Origin of the sequence: Leptospira terpstrae serovar Hualin str. LT 11-33 = ATCC 700639 (assembly GCF_000332495.1) — a bacterium.
Classification (GTDB): Bacteria; Spirochaetota; Leptospiria; order Leptospirales; family Leptospiraceae; genus Leptospira_A; species Leptospira_A terpstrae.
Map to the genome: position 1 here is coordinate 528,805 of NZ_AOGW02000006.1, position 17,899 is coordinate 546,703.

The 17,899-nt window shown below is 37.9% G+C and carries 13 protein-coding genes; 11 read left to right on the top strand and 2 right to left on the bottom strand.

From position 1 onward, the window contains the following. Positions 1-6 precede the first annotated feature (6 nt). The 4 genes from LEP1GSC203_RS04495 to LEP1GSC203_RS04510 are packed head-to-tail and all read left to right on the top strand — an operon-like array spanning position 7 to position 7,644. Positions 7-975, top strand: coding sequence for an alpha-E domain-containing protein (locus LEP1GSC203_RS04495; protein WP_002972472.1), 969 nt, complete (start codon positions 7-9; stop codon positions 973-975). A gap of 2 nt (positions 976-977) precedes the next feature. Next, positions 978-4,235, top strand: coding sequence for a transglutaminase family protein (locus tag LEP1GSC203_RS04500; protein WP_002972838.1), 3,258 nt, complete (start codon positions 978-980; stop codon positions 4,233-4,235). Continuing rightward, complete coding sequence (locus LEP1GSC203_RS04505; protein ID WP_002972919.1) at positions 4,236-6,770, top strand: circularly permuted type 2 ATP-grasp protein; 2,535 nt, start codon at positions 4,236-4,238, stop codon at positions 6,768-6,770. Further along, positions 6,763-7,644 (top strand): transglutaminase family protein, encoded by an 882-nt coding sequence (locus tag LEP1GSC203_RS04510; protein WP_002972263.1) that lies wholly within the window; start codon positions 6,763-6,765, stop codon positions 7,642-7,644. Before LEP1GSC203_RS04505 ends, LEP1GSC203_RS04510 begins: the two co-directional genes overlap by 8 nt. Positions 7,645-7,785: 141 nt before the next feature. Here the strand turns inward: LEP1GSC203_RS04510 and LEP1GSC203_RS04515 are convergent, their stop codons facing one another. Then, complete coding sequence (locus LEP1GSC203_RS04515) at positions 7,786-8,148, bottom strand: Spx/MgsR family RNA polymerase-binding regulatory protein (protein WP_002972381.1); 363 nt, start codon at positions 8,146-8,148, stop codon at positions 7,786-7,788. A 54-nt stretch (positions 8,149-8,202) separates the two neighbouring features. On the opposite strand from LEP1GSC203_RS04515, the gene LEP1GSC203_RS04520 reads away from it, so the two are divergent. From LEP1GSC203_RS04520 to LEP1GSC203_RS04545, 6 genes are all read left to right on the top strand, one after another. After that, positions 8,203-9,288, top strand: coding sequence for a UDP-N-acetylmuramate dehydrogenase (locus tag LEP1GSC203_RS04520; protein WP_002972569.1), 1,086 nt, complete (start codon positions 8,203-8,205; stop codon positions 9,286-9,288). A 45-nt stretch (positions 9,289-9,333) separates the two neighbouring features. Further along, positions 9,334-10,356, top strand: coding sequence for an endolytic transglycosylase MltG (gene mltG, locus LEP1GSC203_RS04525; protein WP_002972174.1), 1,023 nt, complete (start codon positions 9,334-9,336; stop codon positions 10,354-10,356). 46 nt (positions 10,357-10,402) lie between these two features. Then, entirely contained in the window at positions 10,403-10,660 is a 258-nt protein-coding gene (locus LEP1GSC203_RS04530; RefSeq protein ID WP_002972613.1) for a hypothetical protein, read from the top strand. 160 nt (positions 10,661-10,820) lie between these two features. Next, the gene (locus tag LEP1GSC203_RS04535; protein WP_002972827.1) at positions 10,821-12,584 is read left to right on the top strand and encodes a hypothetical protein; all 1,764 of its coding nucleotides are present in this window, start codon (positions 10,821-10,823) and stop codon (positions 12,582-12,584) included. Positions 12,585-12,704: 120 nt separating this feature from the next. Further along, on the top strand, positions 12,705-13,202 hold the full coding sequence (locus LEP1GSC203_RS04540) for a hypothetical protein (protein ID WP_232225774.1): 498 nt from the start codon (positions 12,705-12,707) through the stop codon (positions 13,200-13,202). Positions 13,203-13,308: 106 nt separating this feature from the next. Next, on the top strand, positions 13,309-16,293 hold the full coding sequence (locus tag LEP1GSC203_RS04545; protein ID WP_002972223.1) for a TonB-dependent receptor domain-containing protein: 2,985 nt from the start codon (positions 13,309-13,311) through the stop codon (positions 16,291-16,293). A 166-nt stretch (positions 16,294-16,459) separates the two neighbouring features. Here the strand turns inward: LEP1GSC203_RS04545 and LEP1GSC203_RS04550 are convergent, their stop codons facing one another. Further along, positions 16,460-17,287, bottom strand: a complete 828-nt coding sequence (locus LEP1GSC203_RS04550) for a prohibitin family protein (protein WP_002972189.1) — start codon at positions 17,285-17,287, stop codon at positions 16,460-16,462. A gap of 24 nt (positions 17,288-17,311) precedes the next feature. Here LEP1GSC203_RS04550 and LEP1GSC203_RS04555 point away from each other — a divergent pair, with 24 nt between their 5' ends. Further along, a complete protein-coding gene (locus LEP1GSC203_RS04555) occupies positions 17,312-17,806 on the top strand; it encodes an ankyrin repeat domain-containing protein (RefSeq protein ID WP_002972681.1) in 495 nt (164 codons plus the stop codon). The last annotated feature ends 93 nt before the right edge of the window (positions 17,807-17,899 follow it).

The following is a 17,899-nucleotide window of genomic DNA, read 5'->3' on the forward strand; positions in this document are numbered from 1 at the left end:
AATTATATGTTAAGCCGAGTTGCAGAATCAGTTTTTTGGATGAATCGATATATCGAGAGAGCAGAAAACTACTCTCGGTTCATTGACGTCAATCATCAGTTATCATTGGATTTAAATGAGCAGGTTCCAAACCAATGGTTACCACTTGTTCATACAACAGGTGACGTTGAGTTATTTGAGAAAAGATATTCAGAACCAAGCCCATTGAATGTCATTCGGTTTATGACATTCGATGAAGAAAATCCCAATTCCATATTTCAATGTCTTTCTAGGGCAAGAGAAAATGCGAGAACCATTCGTGAAAATATTTCAACATCTATGTGGGAAGTATTGAATGAGTTTTATCTTTTGATTAAAGACTATCGCAAAGTTTATATGGAATCTTCGGACTTACATGGAGATACAGTTTCCATGGATTTGTCAGAATTTTTAAGTACAGTGAGAAAGAGCTGCCAAAGTTTTTATGGCTGTTCGGATGCGACAATTTCCCATGATGAAGTTTGGAATTTTTCTCTTCTTGGAAGATTTTTGGAACGTGCGGACAAAACAACTAGGATCTTAGATATGAAGTATTTTATATTACTTCCTTCGGTCCATGATGTTGGTTCTACATTGGATTTATTGCAATGGTTATCGTTATTAAAGTCTGCCTCTGCTCATGAGATGTACAATCAGAAATACAAACGAGTGGATCCAACAGATATCGCAGAGTTTTTGATTTTAAATGAAACATTTCCAAGATCGATTTTCTTTTGTATTCAAGAGATGCAAGAAGCTTTGGAAAAAATCTCTGGGATTAAGGAAGGACTGCCTCGAAACCTTGCCCAAGATGCAACTACAGTTTATTTGAATCGACTAAGGTCAGAAAATATAAAATCCATCTTCGATAAAGGTCTACATGAATACCTAGATGACATTCAAATTGAATTGAATCATATCGGCGCAAAAATCGTGGAACGATTTTTTACAAACTAACTATGAGCATACGAGTTGCACTTTCCCATATCACAACCTATCAATATGACAAGTCTATCAAACTTTCACCCCATGTAGTAAGATTAAGACCAGCCCCACATACAAAAAATCATATTGTCTCTTATTCCTTAAATATATTACCGGAACAAAAATTTCTAAATTGGCAACAAGATCCATTTGGAAATTATTTGGCTCGATTAGTATTTCCAGAGAAAACTAATATATTACAAGTTGCAGTTGACTTGGTTACTGATTTAAAGGTAATCAATCCGTTCGATTTTTTTGTTGAAGAGTATGCCGAGAACTTTCCATTTACATATGACAAAGTATTAAAAAAAGAGTTAGCTCCTTATTTGAAGGTAAAAAAACCAGGGAAACTACTCGCATCTTATCTCAAAACTATTGATATAGAATCAAGAAGAACTGTTGAGTTTTTAGTTGCACTGAATGCTAAAGTATACTCTGACGTTGGTTATGTGATACGGATGGAGCCTGGGATTCAAACACCAGAATTTACTTTATCTTCACGTATGGGATCCTGCAGAGATTCCGCTTATTTATTGGTTCAGATTCTAAGAAATATGGGTCTTGCAGCAAGATTTGTATCTGGTTATTTGATTCAATTGAAAGCGGATGTAAAATCTTTAGATGGTCCCTCTGGTGCTGAATCAGATTTTACAGACTTACATGCGTGGGCAGAAGTTTATATTCCTGGTGCCGGCTGGGTTGGTCTTGATCCCACTTCCGGTCTTTTTACGGGAGAAGGCCATATCCCTTTGGCGGCAACACCAGAACCTGAATCTGCAGGACCAATCCAAGGATTTGCTGAAAAATCTAAAGTTGAATTTTCATTTCATATGGGTGTGGAAAGAGTTTTAGAAACTCCAAGAGTCACCTTACCTTACCAAGACGATGATTGGAATCGAATCATTCGGTTAGGTGATTCCATTGACAAACGAATTAAAAAAAATGATATCAGGCTTACCATTGGTGGAGAACCAACTTTTGTTTCGACTGAAAATCGCGAAGCGCCTGAATGGAATTTTGATGCCTTAGGTTTTGAAAAATATTCCAAATCAGAACAATTAATCAAGAGGTTAGGCAAACACTTTGCTCCTGGCGGACTTCTTCAATATGGACAAGGAAAGTGGTACCCCGGTGAACCTCTCCCAAGGTGGGCGATGATCTCCTATTGGAGAAAAGATGGGGAACCTATTTGGAACCATCCATATCTACTCGCCGATGATCGTTATACGGGCTCGGCAACAACAGAAGATGCAAGAAGATTCATTAGCGTACTAGGTGAATATCTACGTGTTCCGACCACATCCATTCACACAGCTTATGAAGATAATCTATACTATCTTTGGCAGGAAGCAAATTTACCTGCGGAAACTGAATCTATATTAGATGATTTGAATACTTACGATGAAATGGAACGAAAAAGAATCCTGAAAGTAGTTGATTCGGGGTTACATCGGGAAGTGGGATATACTCTACCCTTAGATTATGATGTTGTGAATCAGTCTTGGAAATCGGATGAATGGATTTTTCGACGTGGGAAAATGTATCTCATTCCTGGAGATTCACCTATTGGATTAAGGTTACCTTTGCATTCGTTAGGTGGGAAACAATCATTTTCTCCTCCTGAAGACCCGGCTGCTCCGAAACCAAATCTTCCAAAAGCAAAAGAACTAGGCCAGTCACCATTTTTTACAACAACTGCTAGTTATACGATTGCTGAAGAGAGGACACGAACTGCTCTTTGTGTAGAACCAAGAAATGGAAATATCAGAGTATTTTTACCGCCAATCAAATCACTGGAAGGTTGGTTACGTTTGATTTATGCGATTGAACAAACGGCTCTAGGAACAGACATTCCGATTGTATTGGAAGGGTATGAAGCTCCTCAAGATCCAAGGTTAAATCGTTTTAAAATCACTCCAGATCCGGGAGTCATTGAAGTTAATTTCCATCCATCCTCTTCTTTTGGAGAGATTGTAGAAAAAACAAAAATCCTTTATGAAGAAGCGCAGCAACTTCGATTGACTGCAGAAAAATTTTTAATGGATGGTCGACACTCTGGCACAGGTGGTGGAAATCACATTACCTTGGGTGGAGCCTCTGTTGGAGATAGTCCTTTCCTGAGAAAACCTTCGCTTTTACGAAGTTTGGTGGCTTATTGGCAAAACCATCCTGGTCTATCCTATTTATTTTCAGGGATGTTTATTGGTCCAACATCACAATCCCCAAGGATTGATGAAGGAAGGAATGATTCATTACATGAATTAAAAATTGCATTCCAACAAATTGATTCCAATAGACATACTTCTCCTTGGATGTTAGATCGTGTATTAAGAAATATCTTGATCGATATCACTGGCAATACTCATCGAACAGAAATTTCTATTGATAAACTGTTTGATCCTGGATCACCAACCGGACGATTGGGACTCATTGAAATGCGTGCTTTTGAAATGCCTCCTCATTACCAAATGAGTGTGATTCAACAAGCGTTTATGATGGCAATCATCTGTCGGTTTTGGGAAGATCCTTATTATGGAAATCCTATCAATTGGAATACGGATTTGCATGACAGATTTATGTTACCTTACTTTGTTTATCGTGACTTTAAAGAAGTGATACTAGATTTACAAAATAGTGGATTCGGTTTTTTATCAAAGGACTTTGATCCGTTTTTTGAATTTCGATTTCCACAATATGGAATTTGTTATCTAGATGGAATGGAAATTGAGTTGCGTATGGCCTTGGAACCTTGGAATGTTCTTGGCGAAGAGAATACTGCGCAAGGAACTTCACGTGGTGTTGATTCAGCAACAGAACGAGTTCAAGTAAAAGTAAAAGGATTTCATCCAGACAGATATCGGTTGAGTTGTAACGGGTACGAAGTTCCGCTACAAGCAACATCTGTTCATAATGAATATGTCGCCGGAGTACGATTCAAAGCATGGACTCCTGTTTTTACTTTACATCCTCACTTACCTGCTCAACAATCTTTGGTATTCGATGTTTACGATACTTGGAATCATAGAGCCCTTGGAGGATGTACATACCATGTATCACATCCTGGAGGTTTGTCTTACCAAACCATTCCTATTAATGGATATGAAGCGGAATCGCGTAGGATCTCTCGTTTTTGGACTCATGGCCACAAGATCGGAAAGAGTTTACCACCAGTTCGATTGGAAAATAAAGCCTTTCCATCAACATTGGATCTTAGGATGGTAACATTCAAATAGATGATGACTCAAGACCCTTATCATTTAATCGGAAATTATAGAACGATTCCTGGAGTTTATGATGAACTCTATGATGCAGATGGTCAAATTCGAAACAAATATAAGTTCTTGGTCAAATCCTTCCAAGAACTTGGACCAGCCGAACTAGTCAATCGCCGACGAGATACGGATCGAATTCTAAGAGAAAATGGTGTAACTTATAATTTATACCAAACCGACTCACCGGAAGCAAAAGAAAGGCCATGGGATTTAGATTTATTCCCTTTGGTTATGGAAAGTGAAGAGTGGAGAGTGTTGGAAAGAGGACTTAACCAACGTGCAGATTTATTAGATGCACTGGTTAGAGATGTTTATTCCAAAAGACGACTGTTACACGAGAAAAAAATTCCTCCAGAAATTCTTTTTAATGAAACATCCTTTCTTAGGGCTTGTGATGGCATGTATGATTCCAACCACTTTCTTGCGAGGAATCCGGCTCTGCTTTTTTTTGTATGCGATTTGATTCGCGCAGCAGATGGAAATTTTTATGTTTTGAATGATAGAGTACAGGCCCCATCTGGCTCTGGTTATTCCCTCGAAAACCGTATCGTACTCTCTAGAATTTTTCCCAGTATGTATCGTGATGCAATGGTTCATAGAGTTGCTGTATATTTTCGGTCTTTACGAAAATCATTAACTCAGCTAGCGGGCGTTACTGGCCGTGAACCAGTAATCGTATTATTAACACCAGGCCCATCGAATGAAACTTACTTTGAACATGCATATTTAGCCGGTTATTTAGGTTACACCTTAGTTCAAGGCGAAGACCTTACTGTAAGAAAAAATAAAGTATACATGAAGACCGTAGAAGGTTTGCAACAGATCGATTTGATATTACGAAGAGTCGACGACGATTTTATGGATCCACTCGAATTACGAGGGGATTCTCTTCTGGGAGTTCCAGGACTTTTGGAATCGGTTCGTTCTGGAAATGTAAAAATTGCAAATCCAATTGGAACTGGATTTTTAGAAAACAGAGCCTTATTACCATTTTACTCAGATTTATGCCGCTTTTATTTAGGCGAAGATTTGATTCTTCCCATGGCACCAACGTATTGGATGGGAACACCACACCACTTTCAATTGGTTTTACAAAATCCCGAAAAGTATGTTTTTAAAACGGTATCGCGTACGGATGAAGAAAAACCGGTCACTTTTATTGAACTAAGTGGGGACAGAAAAGATTCCTTTTTATACAAACTAAGATTATCACCGAATCGTTTTATAGCGCAAGAAATGATTGCTTCTGCCACGGTACCTGTGTTAGGTGAAAATGGATTTCGTCCAGGTCGTGCCATTATGAGAACCTTTGTCTCCTCTTCTGGATCAGGTTACCAAACCATGGCAGGTGGACTCGTCAGAGTATCACCATCCTTAGATGATTTTTTTATCACCAGCCAAAGGGGAGCTTGGAGTAAAGATTTATGGGTTCTCGCAACGGAAACTCAAAAAGAAGAATCACTACTCGTTCCAAAATCGGACCAAGTATTAATTTCAAGAAAAAGTGCCGGTGTGCCGAGCCGGGTTGCAGACAATTTGTTTTGGTTGGCTCGTTATTTGGAACGTTCAGAAAACCAAACAAGAGTTATACGAGAAGCTACTTATAAAATATTACAAGTAGAAGATGGATACGAAAGAGAATCATTAGAAAATTCGTTAAAACTAGTCACACATGTTACTAATAGCTATCCAGGTTTTATTGGGGATGATGCGGGTGATCTATTCTTAAATCCATTCCCTGAACTACAACGATTGACTACAAATCGTCAAGTGGTAGGAAGTTTGGCGTTTCATTTGAGAAGTTTGGTATTGGCTTCAAAATCAGTTCGGGATCGTCTTTCCGAAGATATGAAAAAGATTTTATTGCAGTTAGAAGACCAATCCAATCATGAAATTGAATCGTATGATCAAATCATAGACTTTTTACAAAAGATTGTCGTGAACTTATCCTCTCTCACTGGATTGTCCTTTGAAAATATGAGTAGAGAAGCTGGTTGGTATTTCTTAAATTTAGGCCGAAGAATAGAAAGATCTATCAATATGATATTGATGTTACAAGGAATGATTCGGTGGGATAGTTTTAGAGACAAAGCTTCTTTTGAAACATTTTTGCGCATTAATGATATTCGATTAACATATAATAGGCGATATAGTGGAAAAATTGATCAGGAGTCAGTATTAGATATTTTGTTATTTGATACTACCAATCCTAGGTCTTTTGCTTATCAGTTAGAACAAATTAATTCAGACATACAGTTTTTACCTGGAAAAGATGAGAAAGTAGTTTATTCGGAAGATCGAGCCGCCTTACAATTGTATACCCACTTTAAAATGAAAGACATATCCATTTTCTTTGAATCAGAAAATCCTTTAGAATCAGTTTCTGTTTGGTTAGAAGAATTACATACTTATTTGAAACAATTATCGGAAGCATTATCAGCTAGATATTTCAACTATACCGAAGAACAAACAAGGATCGGTGATGGGAATGGCTGATTTTAAAGTGATCCACAAAACTAAATATAGTTATGATGATACTGTCGCTTATTGTCATAATATGGCACACATGTATCCATTGACATCGCCTCATCAGGATTGTTTTCGAACTCATGTGACCGTAAATCCCAAACCAGTAGTTTCTTCTTTTCGAAGAGATTATTTTGGAAACCAAGTATTTTTATTTTCTGTTGAGGATCCGCACCGATTTTTAGAAGTCGTTGTAGAATCTACAGTTCGGACTCACCACTCGTTAGGATTAGATTTATATAAATCCACACCTTGGGAAAACATATATTCACTCATTCACGAATCCACATTAGATGCAGACCTTCTTTCCATAGAATATATCCAGCCATCTTCTTTCATTGCAGCTAAAGAAAGTTATTCAGAGTTTGCTCGGATGTTTTTTACGAATGGTAAACCTGTTTATGCAGCTGCGTTGGATATGACGAGTTATATTTACCAAACATTCCAATATGATCCGAAGGCTACCAGTATCAATACTCCTATAGATCAAATTCTTTATGAAAGAAAAGGGGTTTGCCAGGATTTTTCCCACTTAATGATTGCCGCATTACGCTCGCTAAAGATTCCTACACGTTATGTGAGTGGATATTTAGAAACATTACCCCCTCCCGGAACTCAAAAATTACAAGGAAGTGATGCGACACATGCTTGGGTTTCTGTTTATTGTCCTACTTTTGGATGGATGGATTTTGATCCTACAAATGGTAAAATCATAACAGAGGAATATATTATAACAGCTGTTGGGCGAGATTATGCTGACGTATCACCCTTAAAAGGGATATTGTTCGGAGGCGGAAAACACAAACTCAAAGTTGAAGTAGATGTAATTCGTGAGCAAATATGAACTTATAATTAGAATTTTTTGTAAGAAGTGAATTCTAATGGAGAGATTTGTGGTATTGTGATAGAAGGAATGCATTGGGTGGCGGGTCTAGTTCCCCACCCTGGATCGGGCGGGGATACCAATATCCCATCTGTACCGCCGCTACCCCAACTTTTCCTTCCACTCCTCTTCTTTAAACCCAACCAAAACCCAACCCTCCCCAACGACAAACGGCCTTTTTACCAAATTCCCGTTCGCAGAAAGTTCCTTAAAAATCTGTTCTTCTGTAAGAGTTCCCAACTTTTCCTTCCAATTCCCTTCTCTGTAGTCTTTTCCTGAAGTATTAAATAGTCTCTTGATATCACCTAAGTATTGTTTTGCTTTTTTCAGCTCGGCAGTGGTGGGTGGAGTTTCTCTAATCGGAATTTGTTTGAAATCTACTTTTTTAGATTTCAAATACTTTAGGGCATTGCGACAGGTACTACATCCAGAATATTCGTAAACTTTGGGATTGGAACGACTCATAAGACAGATTTTCTTACTTACGATTTTTGCGGAAACTTTTTATTGGAACTATCTATGTTAGTCCAAAACAATATTCCCTTGGCACCACTTACGACATTGCGATTGGGCGGAGAGGCAAGATTTTTCATTTCAATTAAGACAACGGAAGACCTAATACACGCTTTAGAATTTTGTAAAAAGGAAAACTTACCTTATTTTATTTTAGGCGGTGGCTCTAATACCATCTTTCTGGATTCTGGTTTTCCAGGTGTTGTCTTTCAAATCCAAATTCCTGGTATTCGTTGTTTAGATGCAACTGAAAGTCATACCATTTTTCAAGTAGGTGCTGGTGTCATTTGGGATCATTTTGTTGAATATACAGTAAAACAGGGATTAGCTGGAATTGAATGTCTTTCTGGAATTCCAGGCTCGGTGGGCGCCTCTCCTATACAGAATATTGGAGCATATGGCCAAGAAGTAAAAGATATCATTTTAAAAGTCGAATGTATGACTCCAACTGGCGAAATTATTTCAATATCAAAAGAGGATTGTAAATTTCGTTATCGTAATAGCGAATTTAAATCAGGAATCTACAACGATTGTATTGTTGTATCGGTTACATTTCAATTATCAAAATTGACTCCCCCCTGTTTGCGTTACCCGGAAGTACAAAAAGCATGGGAAAAATATAAATCTGAAATTTCTGCGTCGGAGTTGCCTTCCTCAGAGCTAAGAATTTTTCAAATGGAAGCAGTAAGAAATTTGGTCATCCAATTAAGAAAGAAAAAATCAATGGTATTGGATGAACTAGATCCAAACACACGTTCGGCGGGTTCATTTTTTACAAATCCTATTCTCTCCGATGGGGAAACTGAAAGATTTTTAGAAACTGCAAAAATGCTTGGTTTTGACAATCCCCCTGTGTATCCAGAATTGCCAGGATACAAAAAAATCTCTGCAGCATGGCTAATCGAAAACTCTGGCATTCAAAAAGGATCGAAATATCCTGGAGGAGTAGGCATCTCAGAAAACCATTGTTTGGGTCTAATAAATATAGAGGGTACGACTTCTGCACTTCTGCAAATGGCTGAATCGGTCAGAAAAAGTGTTTTTGAAAAATTTTCCATTCGATTGGAAATGGAACCGGTCATAAGACCCTAAAAAAGATTTGGTAATTGTCGATAGAACAAAGAGAATGGGGATGGAATGAACTCGAAACTTAAAAAATACCTGATTCTATCAGGACTTGGTGTTTCCTTACTACTGGTTTTAGCCTTAATTGGTTTTTTCGTTGTCGACGAAATCAAAGGGGGAGCTGTTGGGGATGGTCAAAACAAATACGAACTCATCATTGATTCAGGAGAACCATCTTCGAGTGTAGTGCGCGAGTTAGCTGCTGCCGGCATGATCAAATCTTCTGTGTATTTCAACTATCTGATTAAATTCACAAGAGCGGGAAACAAAATTAAACAAGGTGTCTACGATATCAATGATGGTATGAGTTCCCGTAAAATTCTAGACGTCATTATCTCTGGAAAAGTTAAACTTGTAAACTTCACAGTGCCCGAAGGATATAACAATCGTCAGATTGGAGATTTATTGGTATCAAAAAAACTGGCAATCTCCCGAGAAGATTTTTTGAAAGTGGCACAAAGCCCTGCTCTACTGACAAAATATAATATCCCTGCAAAAACTTTAGAAGGTTATTTATTTCCTGAAACCTATTCAGTTCCTTTAAATTATCCTTTAGAAAGAATTACTGAAATGATGATCAAACGATTCTATAAAAAATTAGAATCCATTCCAGAAGCAAAGGATATCAAACCGGCCGAACTCCATTTTCGTGTAGTCCTTGCATCTATCGTAGAAAGAGAAGCCGTAAGAAAAGAAGAAAGGCCCATGATGGCAGGTGTGTTTCTCACTCGCATTGAAAAAAATATTAATTTGGAATCTTGTGCCACCATACAATATTTATTTGATAAACCGAAAAAAAGACTCTTTGAATCTGACCTAAAAATTGTATCTCCATACAATACATACATCAATGGTGGTTGGCCACCAGGACCTATTTCTAATCCCGGTTTACCAGCGTTAGAAGCTTCTTTCAAACCAATGAAGTCAGATAAATTATTCTTTCTTTTGAAACCAGATGGTTCCCACTATTTTTCTGCGACATTCAAAGAACATTTGGATGCAAAGAAAAAATTTATAGATGTGTTGTACCAATAAAAAGAAAATTAAGGTTAACAATTAGGATAGCTAATATCAATCTACAATGGATGAAAATATAGTTGAACTAAACATTGCAATCGGTGGGATTTCTAAAGAACTTTTAGATGTACAAAAAGCCTTAGACGCCTACCGTGAAAAACAAAAACGGAAAGAAGCTATTGATGAAGAAGCCATCGTCTTTGTCACCAAAGCAGAACTTGTCATTGAAAAAGCCGAAAATGGGGAGCTCCAACTAACTTCTGACCAAATTCGTCGCATCAAAAGTAATCTTTCAAAAATATTACAAAGACTACAAAAATAGTCCTTTAACCAAACCTTCATAAAACCTTCACCGGCTTGTCATCCCACTGTAACAAATAAAGAACATAGTTTTCAACAGCTAGAGGGAGAATTTTTGCAAGTCCCTTTCGGGAAGACCCGCTAGCGAAACAAATTCGAATATTTTCGAAAGAGGATTTAAAATGAAAAGAATTATTAATAGAAGCCTTGTTTTGGCTCTCATCGCTTTGATGGGCCTTACTACGGTGAACTGTCCTGGTAAGAAGGATGATAACACTTTGCTTTTTGCTGGTTTAGCTTTGTTGCTTAACCAACCGGAATACACTGTTGTACTAACGGGTACATTAAAAACTTCAGGTGGACTCCCGATCAAAGATGGAAAAGTTACTATCACTGATGCAAGTGGAGTTTTATCAAGTGGACAAGCTGCTCTTTCTGACTTTACAACATGTCAAACCAATTCTTACGCAACAGCAGGAACTGCAGGTGCTCTAGACGGTGAATTTGTGTTGAGCTTTCGACTCACTTCATTGACTGGAAATCTTACTTTATCTGCTGTAGAAGCAGTAGGTGCAGATAATACAACAGCTTGTTCCACAGTGACTGCATTGGCTGGAACTGCATTTACTAACTCATTAGGAGATGGAACACTCGGAGTAAATATTGATCTAAGTAACAGAACAAATGTTGCAGCGTTTCCAGTTACAGCCGCGGGTTATTCTGTAACCGTGAAATCAGTAAACGTATTTGTTAAAGGTGAATATCCAATTGTAAGTCCAACGGTTGGAGAAAATGTTTGCGACGGGAAACGCCTTTCCGGTGGACCAGTAATTAAATCTGGATCTATTTCAGCGTCAGAAACTTGGTCTGGTGGAATTCTACTTCAAGGTACAGTATTTATAGAAACTGGAGCAACTATTACAGTAACCCCAGGAACTGCTATCTTTGGGCAAAGAGGATCTTCCATTTTCTTTAAACAAGGTTCTAAGTTAGTTTCAAACGGAACTGCCGCAGATCCAATCTGTTGGTCTTCTGCTAGTGCACTTGGGTCTCGTTTCCCTGGCGATTGGGGTGGAATTGTTGCAATTGGAACTAGTGGTGCTTCAAGAGCTTCGAACACAGAAGGTACTACACCACAAGGTTATGGTGGAGCCATAGGTTCGGATGTTGAAAATATAAACTTGTCATACAACATAGTTGAATTTGCTGGAAACGAGGTCGCACCAGGTGACGAATTAAATAACCTTTCGATCTATGCATCTAAATCAGTATTAAGTCATGTTCAAGTACATAGAGGTTTGGATGATGGAGTGGAAGCTTGGGGAGGATCGGGAACTTGGTCTAATCTTTTAGCAACGGGTGGATTGGACGATGACTTCGATTTGGATGAAGCATTTACCGGCACGATGACAAATTTAATTGGTCACAAGTATCCTTCTACATGCGGTGGTTCCTTTTCGACTGATCCACATGGCTTTGAAATGGACGGAACTGACGCAACGAGCGGTGCCGGTTCATCTTGTGCTTCTGGATCTTTAAACAGATGTACGAATCCAACGATCACAAATGTAACTTTAGTCGGGGCTTCAATTGCTGCAGGTCAAGGGATGAGACTCAGAGAAGGATTTGCTGGAACTATCAATCGAGCGATCATTTTTGGATTTGCAGATGCCGCTGCGGTTAGTACGTCTACATCGGGAACTTTTCCAGCCGTAACAGGAACAATTTCTAATTTAGCATATGAAACGGGAAAGACTACGGCAATTACGCCTACTGGTTCTACTACAATTACTGCCACACCAATCACTTCTGATGGATCAACAGCAAATTGTGGATTCGGGGATACAAAACCTGACTATAGAACTATTGGTTCCCTTTCTGGAACTTACATTGGTGGTGCTTCCACTGAATGGTATAAGGACTGGACTGTTTACAGAGCTAGATAACAATTAACTCTTTACCTAGTGACCTTACATGGGTCACTAGGGTCATATATGCGGTTTCTTTATTTAATTTTATTACTCCTATTAACTACTTCTTGCGATCGAGACAATTGGCGCGATCAAATGGAAGAAGAAAATAAAAAAGTCATTCTTAGAGTCGAACAAGACCACAAACAATTTGATTTCTATCGCTTAAATCCAAAAGAATGGTCTGTTGCATCAAAGACCAAAGAACTAGCAATCGAAAACTTTCTATACGAAGTTTCTAAAAATAGTAAGGCAACATCTTTTTATGTTAGTTGGGAAGAAAAACTAACCATAATTTTTCCAAACATAAAAGGAGCAGGGACATTACTTGACACAACTCCTCTAACTGAATATAGGAAAGTATTAGAAAGTCGTGAAGAAATTGCATTTGCAGATCTAAGCAAACTTCTTTCAGGAAAGACTTTTAAAATTGAAAGCATAGATTGGGAAAAACCAAGAATATATGGAAATTTAAGAGGTTATAAACCTAGTAATATAAAAATTAAAATTATGGGAAAATCTTTCTCTATTCACCAAATTAAAATGGTCTTCCAAACTACATCTGGATACAAAGTCGGGGTTGTTGGTCCTTAAAATTGTAATCGTTTTGTAATAATTAGTTCACGTAATCGTAACTCAATCTAATCCCCTTTTCATTTACGTACACGTAAATTCTATAAGCTTGGCTCTGAAGGAATTTATGAACTTAATTAAGAAGATAATCATTCTCCCTGCACTGATACTATTTACTTCTTTTGGCATTCTAGCGCAAAGTAATGGATCGATTCGAGGAACTATCATTGATTCAGAAAACGGAGAGCCGGTATTCGGTGCTACTATCGTTGTAAGATCTGAAAAAAAATTCGCTAAAACTGATTTTGATGGAAAGTATATTTTAGAACTTCCTCCTGGAACCTACCAAGTGGAGTATCAAATGTATGGATATGGTCCACAAAACCGAACAATCGTTGTAGGTTCTGGAAAACCGAGCCAAATGAATGTAACATTTGGTGCTCAAGTGTTACAAACTGTTGAAGTGAAAGATCGTGCGATCAATGAATCAGATGCTTCCTTACTACAAGTACAGAAAAAATCGGCAACAGTTTCAGATGCTATCGGAGCTGAATCAATTAAAAAATCACCAGATTCATCGGCCGGTGATGTGATTAAAAGGGTCACTGGGATTACATTGATTGGTGGTAAGTATGTCTTTGTTCGAGGCTTGGGTGAAAGATATTCTTCCACATATTTAAACGATGCATATATACCTTCTACAGAACCTGACAAAAGGGTTGTACCTTTAGATTTGTTTCCAGCAAATTTAATCAAGAACATTCGAGTAATCAAAACTTTTGTACCAGAAGAGTCAGCAGAGTTCTCTGGAGGACTTGTTAAAATTGAAACAAAAGAATATCCTGATGAATTTACGATGAAAGTTGGTTTTGGCGTTGGTTATAACGGAAACACAACGAGAAAAAAATGGCAAACCTTTGATGGTGGAGATTTTTTTGGAAGACCAACTTCTAACCAGGAGCTGCCTTCTGCAGTCAAAGCTGTTCCTGATTTTCTACCTTTTGAGCCAGGAAGTCGTTTCGGTGGAATTAATCCTACACTCATCAATATTGGTGCTACTTCTTTTCCTTCACAATGGACACCAGACACTACAAAAGCACCATATGATAAAAACTTTAACTTAACTGTTGGAAATACTTTTAAGTTAACAGAATCAGGACAAAGACTAGGAGTTATATTTGGTACTACTCATTCTGTTGACTATCGTTTCAGACGGCAAAAAGACGTAAGATATATTCCCGGAAACCCAGTTTCTCTAGCAGTTAAAGATTTAACAACGGTCTCTCCTTTGCAGACGCAAGATGCAGATATCTATGTCGAAGATCGTTTATTCGGAAACAATTTAAACTTTGCCTATGAACCAATGAGTGGCCAACAATTCTTCTTAAAGAATTTCTATTCAGTATCTTCAGAGAAATCAGTTAGGGAATCAGTCGGAACTAATAATATTGATAACTTTCAATTCTTCTCTCAAACTAACGACTTCATTAGCAGACAATTGTTTAATTCAAGTTTTGGCGGTAAACATGCGGTCAATTTAGGTTCTTTAAGTAGACCTCATACACTTGATTGGCAAGTCAATTATGGAGAAGCGAAAAGAGATGAGCCGAATTTGACACAACAGGTTTGGCGAAGGTCTTCAACAAGTCCTGTAACGACTGTTCCCACAAGATTAGGAAATAACCCTGATGGTTCAAGGTTCTACTCCACCTCTAATGATACTGTTAGAAGTTTTAGTGTGGCTTATGAAATCCCATTTGACCAATGGAACGGACTTAAGTCTTCCTTTAAGTTTGGAGGTTCCGCCTTGGATCGCTTCAAATCATTTACCTTTAGAGAATTTGGATCCAAATCTAACATAGGAACTACGACCACCGACTTATACCCAGTGCCAGGAGAAATTGTTTATAATCCCTTAGAATTTTTGCGAACAAATAGTACAGGTCTTGCAAATAGAACTTTTTCCGAAAGACAAGTGGAACCGAATGCGTATGACGCATATCAAAAGTTACACTCTTATTTTTCTCAATTTGATGTCCCATTATTCCCTAAGTTTAGGTTTATTGGGGGAGCAAGGTATGAAGACTCCTACCAAAAGGTTAAAACATTTGTTCTAAAGGAACAATTCGATGTAAGACGACCAGGTTATGGTTGTGATACAGGATCTGAAGGAGAGCGAATTCTATTAGTAAAAAATAATATTTGTTCTGCTGATAATAACGGTGTTGGTGAAATTAGAACTAAAGATATTTTGCCTAGTGTTAATTTTGTTTATGAATTTCTTCAAGATCAAAATTTAAGATTTGGGTATACTCAAACACTAACAAGACCTGATTTCAGAGAAATGTCTCCATTTGCATTTACTCCTTATTTCGGTGGAGATAGAATCCGAGGAAATCCAAATCTCCAAAGAACTTACATTCATAACTTTGACTTTCGATATGAATACTTTATGGGTGGAGCAAACTATGTGGGGGCTGGTGTATTTCATAAAGACCTCTCCAATCCGATTGAGTTGATTGGACAGCCAGTCGCTGGTCAAATTTCACCTTTTTTCACTTATGCGAATGCGAATCGTGCAACTATCCGTGGTGTAGAGTTGGATTTCCGAAGAGAATTTTTTGATAAATTCCGATTTGAAACCAATGTGTTCTTTATCAAATCTCTTGTAAATGTTGTGTCTTGGGAACAATATACAATTTCGAAGGCAGGATTGTTAGATCCTATCGATAGAAGTTTTTCTTACGATCCCACAAACATTCGACGACCATTACAAGGACAGTCTGACTTCGTAGCAAACTTGAAGTTTGATGTGTATTTGAATAAACTAAAAACAACTACAATTGGTTTATATTACAACTACTTCGGGGATAGGATCTTTGTTGTTGGTGCGAACGGAACTCCAGATGCTTATGAACGCGGTGTTGGATTAACAGACATTGTCTTCTCCCATAAGATGGACGATAAATTGGATTTCAAATTTGCAGCAAAAAACGTAACAGATCAAAGATTTAGAATCTATGTGAAGGATGAATTACTCAACGAAGAAAAACTTTTCCGCTCCTATCGGGAAGGGGTTTCTTTCTCGATGTCAATGGGTTATAAGTTCTAATTAATCTATAAGATATAGTTTAAGAGCTATCAAACTTTGCATTCAGAGTTTGATAGCTCTCAGTTCTTAAAAATATTTCTGTTCAAAACATTTTAGAAAAAAATTGAAATTTTTACTTTTGAATTAGTATATAAAATTCTCTAAAATAGATTTTCTGACTCCATTCCTACTTCCCATCTGCATTCACGATGATAGGCAATCCATCCTTCCCATTGGGAACAAAAATCAATTTGTTATTCGGATTTTCCATTGCCTTCAATTGAATGTATCTTGGTGTCAATGATTCCGAAATCATCTTTTGCGCTTTCGCTTGTGCTTCGGCCTCAATGAGTACAGCCTTGGCTCTACCATCGGCACTTATTTGTTGGATTTCCGCATCTCGTTTGGCAATATTGATTTCGAACTTCATTTGTTCTTGTTCTTGTTGTTTAGTGAGTTTGCTTTCAATCGCTTTCAAAATCGAAGGACTATACTCTACATCATCAATAATTACATCATCAATTTCGACATGTTTGTCTTTTAACTTTTCAGTAAGAGATTTTTTAATTTGTGAAGAAACATTTGGTGTTTCTTTGGAAATAGAAACCATATTGTAAGCAGAAAGAATATTTCGAATGGCAGTTCGAAATTGAGGTTTGACCACCTTTTCATAGTAGTCCCTTCCTATTTCCATTTGCAATTCATAGATTTCATTTTGGATCGGTCGTATAATGATCGCCGCACTTACAGTGATTGTTAAATCATCGCGAGTTAGAACCTCTACCTTTTCTTGGTAGCTACTCCATTGGATGGAGTAGACATAAACGCTATTCCAAGGCATGTAGGTTTGCACTCTGGATTCGAGTGGCTTTTGGCTGAGCCCCGTGCTATACGGCCGCCACATCAGTCCTACCTCTCCTGGACTTATGATTGAGATACAAGACGCCAAAGAAAGGCTCACACCTAAAATGGAGAGGAACTGGAAACTGTTTGGAAAAATGGATCGACGTTTCATGGCTAAACCATTAGACTAAAACCGATGTTACAATTTCTATCCAGTCGATTTTTAACTAAATTCCTTTTCATTACAATTTTTTCGCTACTGGTTGGAGTCAATCTTTCCTGTATCGAAGATGAAACTGTAGTGAAAGCTCCCATGAGTCGGGAACTTCGTCTTTTCCAGGCAGTGGAAAAAGGTAACTTAGAATTAGTAAAAGACCTTTTGGCCGAAGGAGTTTCCATCAATGCAAAGGATTCCTTAGGCAATTCCGCGCTTATCAAAGCAGTGGATGAAGAAGAGTTAGCAATTGTAAAATTTTTGATCCATAAAGGTGCCAATGTCAACTTACGGAACACCACCGGTGAGACAGCCCTTTACCGAGCTGTCTACCGTGGCAATTTGGATTTAGTCAAACTTTTAGTGACTGCTGGAGCAGAGACAAAAGTGAAAACGGTGGGAGGCATTAGTGTTCTGGAGCTTGCCGAGGAACGGGGAGAAGAGGGGATTTTAAACTATTTGTCTTCTCGAAAATAGGAAATCCAACTTAAGTAGCGGTTATGCGTCTATTGATCATTAACGCATCGCTTCGGGACAATCTCGAGCTCGACCTTCGCCACATAAGCTTTT

Excerpts from the sequence above, each read along its gene's own strand:
- LEP1GSC203_RS04495 (WP_002972472.1), top strand. The coding sequence starts at position 7 with ATGTTAAGCCGAGTTGCAGAATCAGTTTTTTGGATGAATCGATATATC.
- LEP1GSC203_RS04500 (WP_002972838.1), top strand. The coding sequence starts at position 978 with ATGAGCATACGAGTTGCACTTTCCCATATCACAACCTATCAATATGAC.
- LEP1GSC203_RS04505 (WP_002972919.1), top strand. The coding sequence starts at position 4,236 with ATGATGACTCAAGACCCTTATCATTTAATCGGAAATTATAGAACGATT.
- LEP1GSC203_RS04510 (WP_002972263.1), top strand. The coding sequence starts at position 6,763 with ATGGCTGATTTTAAAGTGATCCACAAAACTAAATATAGTTATGATGAT.
- LEP1GSC203_RS04515 (WP_002972381.1), bottom strand. The coding sequence starts at position 8,148 with ATGAGTCGTTCCAATCCCAAAGTTTACGAATATTCTGGATGTAGTACC.
- LEP1GSC203_RS04520 (WP_002972569.1), top strand. The coding sequence starts at position 8,203 with ATGTTAGTCCAAAACAATATTCCCTTGGCACCACTTACGACATTGCGA.
- mltG (WP_002972174.1), top strand. The coding sequence starts at position 9,334 with ATGAACTCGAAACTTAAAAAATACCTGATTCTATCAGGACTTGGTGTT.
- LEP1GSC203_RS04530 (WP_002972613.1), top strand. The coding sequence starts at position 10,403 with ATGGATGAAAATATAGTTGAACTAAACATTGCAATCGGTGGGATTTCT.
- LEP1GSC203_RS04535 (WP_002972827.1), top strand. The coding sequence starts at position 10,821 with ATGAAAAGAATTATTAATAGAAGCCTTGTTTTGGCTCTCATCGCTTTG.
- LEP1GSC203_RS04540 (WP_232225774.1), top strand. The coding sequence starts at position 12,705 with ATGGAAGAAGAAAATAAAAAAGTCATTCTTAGAGTCGAACAAGACCAC.
- LEP1GSC203_RS04545 (WP_002972223.1), top strand. The coding sequence starts at position 13,309 with ATGAACTTAATTAAGAAGATAATCATTCTCCCTGCACTGATACTATTT.
- LEP1GSC203_RS04550 (WP_002972189.1), bottom strand. The coding sequence starts at position 17,287 with ATGAAACGTCGATCCATTTTTCCAAACAGTTTCCAGTTCCTCTCCATT.
- LEP1GSC203_RS04555 (WP_002972681.1), top strand. The coding sequence starts at position 17,312 with ATGTTACAATTTCTATCCAGTCGATTTTTAACTAAATTCCTTTTCATT.